The organism is Frigoribacterium sp. CFBP 8751, assembly GCF_014841545.1.
GTDB lineage: Bacteria > Actinomycetota > Actinomycetes > Actinomycetales > Microbacteriaceae > Frigoribacterium.
Genome location: NZ_JACYUB010000006.1, coordinates 214299 through 221208 on the forward strand (window position 1 = coordinate 214299; position 6910 = coordinate 221208).

At 73.3% G+C, this 6910-nt stretch carries 6 protein-coding genes and 1 pseudogene; 3 read left to right on the forward strand and 4 right to left on the reverse strand.

The window, feature by feature from the left end; genetic code table 11:
* Positions 1–235: 235 nt before the first annotated feature.
* On the reverse strand, positions 236–1504 hold the full coding sequence (locus IFT88_RS14670; RefSeq protein ID WP_192121429.1) for an ROK family protein: 1269 nt from the start codon (positions 1502–1504) through the stop codon (positions 236–238).
* A 173-nt stretch (positions 1505–1677) separates the two neighbouring features.
* On the opposite strand from IFT88_RS14670, the gene IFT88_RS14675 reads away from it, so the two are divergent.
* A complete protein-coding gene (locus tag IFT88_RS14675; RefSeq protein WP_148053668.1) occupies positions 1678–1914 on the forward strand; it encodes a hypothetical protein in 237 nt (78 codons plus the stop codon).
* Positions 1915–1961: 47 nt separating this feature from the next.
* Here the strand turns inward: IFT88_RS14675 and IFT88_RS14680 are convergent, their stop codons facing one another.
* The 3 genes from IFT88_RS14680 to IFT88_RS14690 form a co-directional block, all read right to left on the reverse strand.
* The gene (locus IFT88_RS14680; protein ID WP_192121431.1) at positions 1962–2234 is read right to left on the reverse strand and encodes a zinc-ribbon domain-containing protein; all 273 of its coding nucleotides are present in this window, start codon (positions 2232–2234) and stop codon (positions 1962–1964) included.
* 606 nt (positions 2235–2840) lie between these two features.
* The gene (locus IFT88_RS14685) at positions 2841–5192 is read right to left on the reverse strand and encodes a heavy metal translocating P-type ATPase (protein WP_446718836.1); all 2352 of its coding nucleotides are present in this window, start codon (positions 5190–5192) and stop codon (positions 2841–2843) included.
* A 50-nt stretch (positions 5193–5242) separates the two neighbouring features.
* Complete coding sequence (locus IFT88_RS14690) at positions 5243–5470, reverse strand: heavy-metal-associated domain-containing protein (protein ID WP_043596620.1); 228 nt, start codon at positions 5468–5470, stop codon at positions 5243–5245.
* A 175-nt stretch (positions 5471–5645) separates the two neighbouring features.
* Here IFT88_RS14690 and IFT88_RS14695 point away from each other — a divergent pair, with 175 nt between their 5' ends.
* On the forward strand, positions 5646–6482 hold the full coding sequence (locus IFT88_RS14695; protein ID WP_192121435.1) for an alpha/beta fold hydrolase: 837 nt from the start codon (positions 5646–5648) through the stop codon (positions 6480–6482).
* Positions 6483–6698: 216 nt separating this feature from the next.
* Positions 6699–6910, forward strand: a pseudogene (locus tag IFT88_RS14700) (hypothetical protein); the annotation flags it as partial.

The following is a 6910-nucleotide window of genomic DNA, read 5'->3' on the forward strand; positions in this document are numbered from 1 at the left end:
GCGCGGGTCGCGGGGGCAGGCAGGAGGCGCGGGTCCGGCAGGAGGCGCGGGTCCGGCAGAAGGCGCGGGGCCGGCAGAAGGCGCGGGGCGGCCATGAACCCGGTTTCGAACGATGAACCCGAAAGCTTCGGGGTTCATCGTTCGAAACCGGGTTCATCGAGGGTCGGGCTCAAGGGCGAGGAGGCGCGGGGCGCGTCCCGAGGAGCGCGCGCGGCGCCGGCGAGCGCGCGTGGCGTCAGCGCCCGAGCGCGTGCATCTGGATCGCGACGGCGGCGGCGCCGCGTGCCCACTCGTCGAACCGGAACTCCTGGACGATCAGTCGCGGCGGCGGAACCGCCCCGTGGGTGCCGCGCCCGATCGCGGCGTCGACCGCCGCGCCGCCGACGGTCGCGAGCCGCACGCCCTCGCCCGACAGCAGGACCGCCTCGGGGTCGAGCACGTTCAGCACGCCCGCGATCAGCTGCCCCAGGACGTCGGCGGCGGTGTCGACGACGACCCGCGCCTCCTCGTGTCCGTCGGCGGCGAGGGCGAGCAGGTCGTCGTAGGCGACCGGGCGGCCGAGGGCCCGGGCGGCGGCGGCCTCGACCGCGGCGACGGTGAGGAATGCCCCGGCGCAGTCGTGGTGGCCGAGGTCGCAGGTCGGGGCCGACGCCTCGGCAGGGGGTGCGGCGGGGGCCTGCACCGGCACCGGCACCGGCACCGGCACCGGCACCGGCACCGGCACCGGCACCACGATCCGCTGGTGTCCGATGCTGCCCGCCGACGAGTGCGCCCCGCCGAGCACCTCGCCCGCGGCGACGAGGCCGAGCCCCACGCCGGCGCCGATCGTGACGAGGGCGAACGAGCGCAGCCCGCGTCCCTCGCCGAACCAGAGCTCGGCCTGGGTCAGCGCACGGACGTCGTTCTCGACCCAGGTCGGCAGGCCGGTCGTGGCGGTCAGCAGCTCGGCGAGGGGCACGTCGTCCCAGCCGAGGAACGGCGCGTGCCGCACGTGGGCACGGTCGACGACCTGTCCGCCGACGGTGACGCCGACCGCGCGGATGCGGTCGTCCCGGCCCCGGGCCGAGCTCACGACCCCCGAGACCTGGTCCACCACCGCGGCGGGCGACGGGTCGGGAAGGGCTTCGTCGTGCCCGTCCAGCACCCGGCCCCGCTGGTCGGCCACGACGACGAAGAGGCGGTCTCGGGTCAGCTTGACGCCGACGAAGTGGTGCGCGTCCGGGTCGAGGTCGAGCGGGACCGAGGGCCGACCCGAACCGGACGGCGCGAGGGACGCTCGTTCGACCAGCAGTCCGCTCTCGAGCAGGGGCCTGGTGATGCGCGTGAGGCTCGGGCCCGACAGGCCGAGCCGGGCGGCGAGCTCGGTCCGCGGGCGGGCGCCGTGCACGAGGATGTCGAGCACCACGGCCTGCGCGCTGCCGGCCAGCGGGGACCAGCCGCCGTCGGCGTGGCCGAGGGAACCGTGAGCGGGAGCGGCGTGCCCGGGAGCGTGGGAGTCCGTCACGCGACGATCCTAGGTGGCCGACCCGCGCCTCCTCGTCCCGACGTCGGGCTCCGCCCGGGCCGAGCCGGGGCCGCGGCGAGTCCGCCCGACGCCCGTCGCTGCGTACCCCGCCACCCGAAGTGGGGGACAACTAAGGGGCCTCTCGTGGCCGAACATGAGTCGTGGTGATCCTCATGGACGAAACGCGCGAACTCCCCCTCTGCACGCTGTGCGCGTCGCCGACCCGTCTCGAGCCCAACCCGTTCTACGGCACGGCCCTCTCGGTGCACCGTCACGTGCTCGTCTGCACCTCGTGCGCGACCGTCGGCTTCGCCCCGGCCGTCGCCGACGCCCCCGAGGAGGCGCGGCTCCGGTCCCGCCCCGTCGGCCTGCGTGCCCGCGTGGCCGGCTGGTACCGCGCGCTGCCCTGACTCCAGGGCCGCGCCTCCCGGAGCCTCCCGTGCCGCCGAGCGGTGGGTCAGCCCTGCGGTCGGCCGCCGCGCGTGGCCGCCGCGTGCTCGGCGTCGGCCTGGAACCGGCCGGCCGCCTCGGCGTCGAGCTCGGTGCCCGCGCCGCAGTAGGCGCAGGTGTAGACGTGCTTCGTCGAGTACGGGATCACCGGGATGAAGAACAGCGTGAACCACCGACGGTGCTTGACCAGGCGCTGCGCGGCCTCGTTGCCGCAGACCCGGCAGACGAAGAAGAGGACGCCGAGCAGGGCGCTCGTGCCCTTGGTGCCGAAGATGATCATGCGCTCACCCTAGGCGGCGTCGGAGCAGCCGGCGGGGAGCGGGCCCCGGGGCCTGACGACCCCGGGACCCTGTTCCTAGCCCTTGCGCACCAGGTCGACCGCGAACCGGGCGACGGTCACGACGAGAGTCGCGATCTGCCACCACGGCACGGTCTTCCTGGGCGGGCGGCGGTCGTCCTCGGACATCCGCTCCCTCCTCTCGGTGTTCGCGCCGGCGAACACCGCGAGAGAGCCAGGGACCCACCCCGTGGGATCGACGTTTGCACGTCGATCGTCATGGGATTACACTTCCGATCAGATGAAGCGGGATCTCTGTTGGGTCCCTGGTTCTCTTCACGGAGAGCACATCGAAGCCCGAGATCGGTTGGACGGTCTCGGGCTTCGCCATGCCCGGGGGTCGTTCCGGCGATGACGACACCCGACGACCATTTTACATATCGCTCGTCTGTCTGGCGGTGGCGTAAGGCACCCTGTGGGTGGTCGCACCAAGAACTGAACATCGCACCGCCGAAACGGGCGGTGCGACGTTCAGCAGGCGGTGCGACACGTGCCCGCGCAGCTCACCCGTGGTGCGACACGAGTCGGGCACGCGGAGCCCGCCCCGCCTCACCCGGCGCGGAACCGCCGCAGGCGCAGGCTGTTCGTCACGACGAACACCGACGACGCCGCCATCGCCGCGCCGGCCAGCACGGGGTTGAGCAGCCCGAGCATCGCGACCGGGATCGCCGCGACGTTGTAGGCGAAAGCCCAGAACAGGTTGCCCTTGATGGTGCCGAGCGTCGCCCGCGACAGCCGGATGGCGTCGGCCACCCCGGCGAGCTCGCCGCTGACGACGGTCAGGTCTCCGGCCGCGATCGCCGCGTCCGTGCCGGTCCCGAGGGCGATGCCGAGGTCGGCCGTGGCGAGGGCCGCCGCGTCGTTGACGCCGTCGCCGACCATGGCGACGACGCGACCCTCGGCCTGCAAGCGGGCCACCGCCTCCACCTTCTGCTGCGGGGTCGCCTGCGCCACGACGTCCCCCGCGGCGATGCCGACCTGCGCCGCGACGTGCCGGGCCGCGCCCGCGTTGTCGCCGGTCAGCAGCACGGGCGTCAGGCCCAGACCGCGGAACCGCTCGACGGCTTCCCGCGCACCGGGTTTGACGGTGTCCGCGACGGTGACGACACCGCGCACCCGACCGTCCCAGGCGACGGCGACGGGGGTGGCGCCGGTCGCCTCGGCGGCGGCGAACACCGTCTCGAGGTCAGGAGGCGCGGTGACCGACCACTCGTCGGCCAACCACCCGGGGCGGCCGACCAGCACGAGCGTGCCGTCGACGAGAGCCTGCACGCCGGCCCCGGCGTGGGCGGTGAACTGCTCGACGGCCGGGACGACGACCCCGCGCCGGGCGGCCTCGGCCTCGATCGCGCGGGCGACCGGGTGCTCCGAGCCGGACTCGACGGCGGCGGCCCGGGCCAGGACGTCGTCGACCTCGGCGGCCGCGGCGTCGCCCGCGCGGACATCACCCAGGACGACCTCGCGCACGCTCATCCGCCCCGTCGTCACCGTCCCGGTCTTGTCGAGGACGATCGTGTCGACCGTGCGGGTGCGCTCGAGCACCTGCGGCCCCCGGATCACGATGCCGAGCTGTGAGCCGCGGCCCGTGCCGACGAGCAGTGCGGTGGGCGTCGCGAGCCCGAGCGCGCACGGGCAGGCTATGATCAGGGTGGCGACGGCGGCGGTGAACGCGGTCTGCAGCGACCCGGTGAAGAAGCCGCCGCCCCCGGCCCCGTCGACCAGCCCGCCGAACGCGAGCCAGCCGACGAAGGTCGACACGGCCAGCCCGATCACGACCGGAACGAACACGGCCGACACCCGGTCGGCCAGTCGTTGCACCTCGGCCTTGCCGCTCTGCGCCTCCTCGACGAGGCGACCGAGGCGGGCGAGCTCGGTGTCGGCCCCGACGCGGGTGATCTCGACGAGCAGGCGTCCGCCGACGTTGAGCGTCGCGCCGACCACACGGTCGCCCGGCCCCACCTCGACCGGCACCGACTCGCCGGTGAGCATGCTCAGGTCGACCGCCGAGGTGCCCTCGCGCACGAGGGCGTCGCTGGCGATCGCCTCGCCCGGGCGGACGACCACGAGGTCGCCGGGCACCAGGCCCGCGGTGGCGACCCGCGCCTCCTGACCGTCGCGCAGCACGGTGGCCTCCTTCGCGCCGAGCTCGAGCAGGGCACGCAGGGCCTCGCCCGAGCGACGCTTGGCGCGGGCCTCGAGCCAGCGGCCGAGCAGGATGAACACGGTCACGGCCGACGCGACCTCGAGGTAGAGCTCGGTCGGGCCGCCGTGGGTCGCGACCAGGCTGAACGACATGTGCATGCCCGGTCGGCCGGCGTCGCCGAAGAACAGGGCCCAGAGCGACCAGGCGAAGGCGGCGATCACGCCGACGCTGACCAGGGTGTCCATGGTCGCGGCACCGTGGCGGGCGTTCACCGCGGCGGCGCGGTGGAAGGGCCAGGCACCCCAGACGGCGACGGGTGCCGCGAGGGTCAGTGCGAGCCACTGCCAGTTCGTGAACTGCAGCGCTGGCACCATCGAGAGCACGACCACGGGCAGGGCGAGGGCGGCACTGACGAGGGTGCGGTGGCGCAGGGCGTCGACCTCGCCGGCGCGGGCGTCGGGGGCGTCGCCGGCCGAGCCGTCGGCCGCATCGGTCGAGGACGCAGGAGGCGCGGGCACGGTGGCCCCGTACCCCGCGGCGGCCACCGTGGCGATGAGCGCGTCGACGTCGGGCACGACGGGGTCGCCGTCGCGTGCGTCACCGGCCGCACCGGCCACGACCCGCACGTGCGCCTTCTCGGTCGCGTAGTTGACCGACGCCTCGACGCCGGGGAGCTTGTTGAGCTTGCGCTCGATGCGGTTCGCGCAGGAGGCGCAGGTCATGCCGGTGATGTCCAGCTGCACCGCGTCGGGTGGCAGGGTGCCACCGGTGACGCCTCCGCCCGGCCGACCCGCGCCTCCGGCGGCGGTCATCGTGCGGCGAGCTGGTAGCCGGCCTCTTCGACGGCCGCCCGCAGCTGGTCGTGCTCGACGGTCGCGTCGGCCTGGACCGAGACGGTGGACGAGCCCCCGGGGTTGAGGTCGACCTCGACCGAGTCGACGCCGTCGACCTCGGAGAGCTCTTCGGTGACGCTCGCGACGCAGTGCTCGCAGGTCATGCCGTCGACCTGCAGGGTGGTGATGGTGGTGTCGGTCATGCGCTGTCCTCTCGATCGGGCCTCAGTTTATACCCCCTAGGGGTATCCGTGCCAGGCCCGCCCTTCGGGTGTCCCCCACCTCCGAGAAACCTCCGAGACGACCCGACCCTCAGCGAGGCCGACTACGAACGGAGGAGACCCCGCCAGGACGGCGGGAGAGAGAAGGCACCCGACCATGACCGAGATCACCGCACACCACGGCCTCTTCAAGGACACGAACCTCCACGTCGACGACACCGGCGGCACGGGCCGCGCCGTCGTCCTGATCCACGGCTGGCCCCTCTCGGGCGAGTCGTGGAGCAAGCAGGTCCCCGCGTTCGTCGAGGCCGGCTACCGCGTCGTCACCTACGACCGCCGCGGCTTCGGACGCAGCGACAAGCCGAAGACCGGCTACGACTACGACCACCTCACCGAGGACCTGCACACCGTCCTCACCGAGCTCGACCTGCAGGACGTCACGCTCGTCGGCTTCTCGATGGGTGGCGGCGAGGTCGCCCGTTACTTCAGCAAATACGGCACCGAGCGCCTGCACAGCGTCGTCTTCGCCTCGGCCGTGCCGCCGTACCTGCTCAAGACCGACGACAACCCCGACGGACCCCTCACCAAGGAGGCCGCCGCCGAGATGACGGCCGGCCTGACCAAGGACGAGGACTCGTTCTACGAGGACTTCACGACCGGCTTCTTCTCGGTCGACGGCGTCCTCAAGGTGTCGGAGGCCGACCGCCAGGACGCCCTCCGTCTCGCCAAGCAGGCGAACAAGGCCGCCGCCCTCGAGGCCATGGCCTCGTTCGCGAACACCGACTTCCGTGACGACCTGACCAAGGTCACCGTGCCGACGCTGGTCATCCACGGCGACGGTGACGCGACCGTGCCGTACGAGGGCTCGGGCGCCCGGACGCACGCGGCGATCGCCGGGTCCGAGCTGCACGTGATCGCCGGTGCACCGCACGGTGCGAACGTCAGCGACGCCGACGAGTTCAACCGCGTCGTGCTCGAGTTCCTGAAGAAGTAGAGCGGAACCCGACGCGACCGCAGGAGGCGCGGTGCCGGTCCTCGAGACCGGCGCCGCGCCTCCTGCACGTCCGGCTCGACCCGTCGCGCACCCTCGCCCCTCGTTCGGGGGTGAAGGTCACGGGCGGGTAACGAAGTGACCGAGATCCAAACCTTCTCGCCCCCGGTGGCGAACCCTGTACATCCCCACCGGGACCAACTGACAAGGAGCTTCACCATGAACGCCTTCACCCGCAAGCGCATCACGAAAGCCGCCTTCGGCATCGCCGCCTCCGGCGCCCTGATCTTCTCCCTCGCCGCGTGCTCGTCCAACTCGGGCACCGCGACGGACACCTCCTCGACGTCGTCGTCCTCCTCGTCCGAGCCCAGTGCCGCGTCGACGCCCGCCGCGTCGATCGCCGACCTCAGCAACGGTGTCGACACCCAGGT

Bases quoted from the DNA above. Each gene is read 5' to 3' on its own strand.
- IFT88_RS14675 (WP_148053668.1), top strand. From the start codon at position 1,678: ATGGACGAAACGCGCGAACTCCCCCTCTGCACGCTGTGCGCGTCGCCG.
- IFT88_RS14680 (WP_192121431.1), bottom strand. From the start codon at position 2,234: ATGATCATCTTCGGCACCAAGGGCACGAGCGCCCTGCTCGGCGTCCTC.
- IFT88_RS14690 (WP_043596620.1), bottom strand. From the start codon at position 5,470: ATGACCGACACCACCATCACCACCCTGCAGGTCGACGGCATGACCTGC.
- IFT88_RS14695 (WP_192121435.1), top strand. From the start codon at position 5,646: ATGACCGAGATCACCGCACACCACGGCCTCTTCAAGGACACGAACCTC.